The organism is Listeria rocourtiae FSL F6-920 (genome assembly GCF_000525975.1).
Lineage (GTDB): Bacteria > Bacillota > Bacilli > Lactobacillales > Listeriaceae > Listeria_A > Listeria_A rocourtiae.
Map to the genome: position 1 here is coordinate 1 of NZ_AODK01000093.1, position 1,911 is coordinate 1,911.

Sequence of the window (1,911 nt, forward strand, 5' to 3'; positions counted from 1 at the left end):
GAGAGTAGGTGCTATGCAAGTGAATATAGATAAGGAGGTGTTGCTATACAAAAAGAGCTAGATAAGGCCAATGCTAAATATGGCAACAGAAACGCTGGAGAAGGAAAAAAGAACAGCGACTAAACAAGGTGTGGATGTTCTGTTCACAGATAGTAAGCATTCTACTTTTGGCGCAACAATTATTGTTGGTCAATGTTAACATAGCATACACGTAGTAACCTAGAAATCTAGTACATGTTGAAATAGGAGCTAGGTATGGAAAGTAGAAATGTTTGCTTCGCTATGCATGGTGTAAGCACAATCAGTTTATAGAGAAGAGGAATAATGAAAGATGTCAAAGAAAAAATTGTTAAAAAAAAATCGTAATAAGTTCGGCGGCTGTGTCTTTAGTCGTGCCGACGTTAGGAATACCGATCACAACACAAGCGAGTCAAGTGGAAAGAACGATGGATACATTTTCAGCGAGAGCGGTAGACACCACTGGTTTTCATTTTAATTTTGATGACGAAGGAAAGATTAAAAGTATACAACTAGATACATCAACACTTGATGACTGGATGAAGAGATCGAAATACCATATTAAACTTGTCGTGAATGACTCATATCACTCGTCAATGGATACTAAGGCAATCTACTATGCTGCATTTAAGAATAATAGTTGGTGGTTCTACAATGCTATTCCAAGAACAAGTAAAATTACCTTGGAATACAGAGATTATGAAAGTGGGCCAATAATTAAATCGGTTGATTTAACCTACTTGACGACTCAGAATGATGCTTATTGGGGAGCGCTGGCACAAGAGGAAATGGAGAAAATTCAGTCATCCCAGACTGAAACAATAAATGAAGAGTATCTGAATACAGCAAAGAAGCACATCGAGAATATACTAACAGCTTCTAAAAAGGAAGAACTCCTAGCGATTGTGGCAAGTTATCAGGAAAAAATAGATTACTACCACGCCATTACAGTAGAAAAAGCAGTGAAAGAGCTATTTGAAGGGAATAATCCAGCAAATGCGATTAAAACAACGGTGACGCAAGCAATGATAGACGCGGAGCAAGCAAAAGTGAATACGGTGAAGCATACAGCGAAAAAAAGCGGAGCTGCAAGCACATATCAATAAAGCCCAAGCCGAATTAAATGCTAAAGTAGCGGCAGAAAAAGCAGTGAAAGAGCTATTTGTCAGTAATAATCCAGCGAATGTGATTAAAACAACGGTGACGCAAGCGACGATAGATGCAGCCCAAGCAAAAGTGAATGCCGTGAAGAATACGGCGACAAAAGCGGAACTGCAAGCACATATCAATAAAGCCCAAGCCGAATTAAATGCTAAAGTAGCGGCAGAAAAAGCAGTGAAAGAGCTATTTGTGAGTAACAATCCAGCGAACACGATAAAAGAGACCGTGACGCAAGCAACAATAGATGCAGCGCAAGCGAAAGTGAATGCGGTGAAGGATACGGCGAAAAAAAGCAGAACTGCAAGCGCATATCAATAAAGCCCAGGCAGCATTCGATGCGAAAACAACAGATAAGGAAAAACAGTTGGTTGCTAATTACTTAGTGAATCAGTTGTATCAAAACAATGAACCATTAACCGATGCAATCAAAGCGACAACCAACCGAGCGGCTATTGACGCAGTACAAGCGCAAATTGATGGGCTGTTACCGAGTGCTGTGAAGACAGACTTACAAAACAAGCTAGATCGCGCGCGAGAATTGTTGAATATACGAACGGCAGTAGAAGCAGGCATACAACGGGCCGTGAAAGCACTATTTGAGGATAGTAATCCAGCGAATGCGCTGAAAGAAACCGTGACGCAAGCGGATATTGATGCGGCGCAGGCGAAAGTTTACACGGTGATAGACCCAGCGACAAAAGCGGAACTGCAAGCATACGTAGATAAAGCGCA

General features: G+C 41.0%; 4 protein-coding genes. All 4 read left to right on the top strand.

Going from position 1 to position 1,911, the window contains the following annotated elements; all coding sequences use genetic code 11:
- The first annotated feature begins 70 nt into the window (after positions 1-70).
- The gene (locus PROCOU_RS18980; RefSeq protein WP_260447874.1) at positions 71-199 is read left to right on the top strand and encodes a hypothetical protein; all 129 of its coding nucleotides are present in this window, start codon (positions 71-73) and stop codon (positions 197-199) included.
- A 181-nt stretch (positions 200-380) separates the two neighbouring features.
- Positions 381-1,124, top strand: a complete 744-nt coding sequence (locus PROCOU_RS15925) for a hypothetical protein (RefSeq protein ID WP_149023697.1) — start codon at positions 381-383, stop codon at positions 1,122-1,124.
- Positions 1,117-1,497 (top strand): toxin Cry1Ac domain D-VI-related protein, encoded by a 381-nt coding sequence (locus PROCOU_RS15930; protein ID WP_279625201.1) that lies wholly within the window; start codon positions 1,117-1,119, stop codon positions 1,495-1,497. The genes PROCOU_RS15925 and PROCOU_RS15930 overlap by 8 nt, the downstream gene beginning before the upstream one ends.
- 46 nt (positions 1,498-1,543) lie before the next feature.
- Positions 1,544-1,911 (top strand): toxin Cry1Ac domain D-VI-related protein (locus tag PROCOU_RS15935; protein WP_036074405.1); only part of this gene is annotated, 368 nt, incomplete at its 3' end.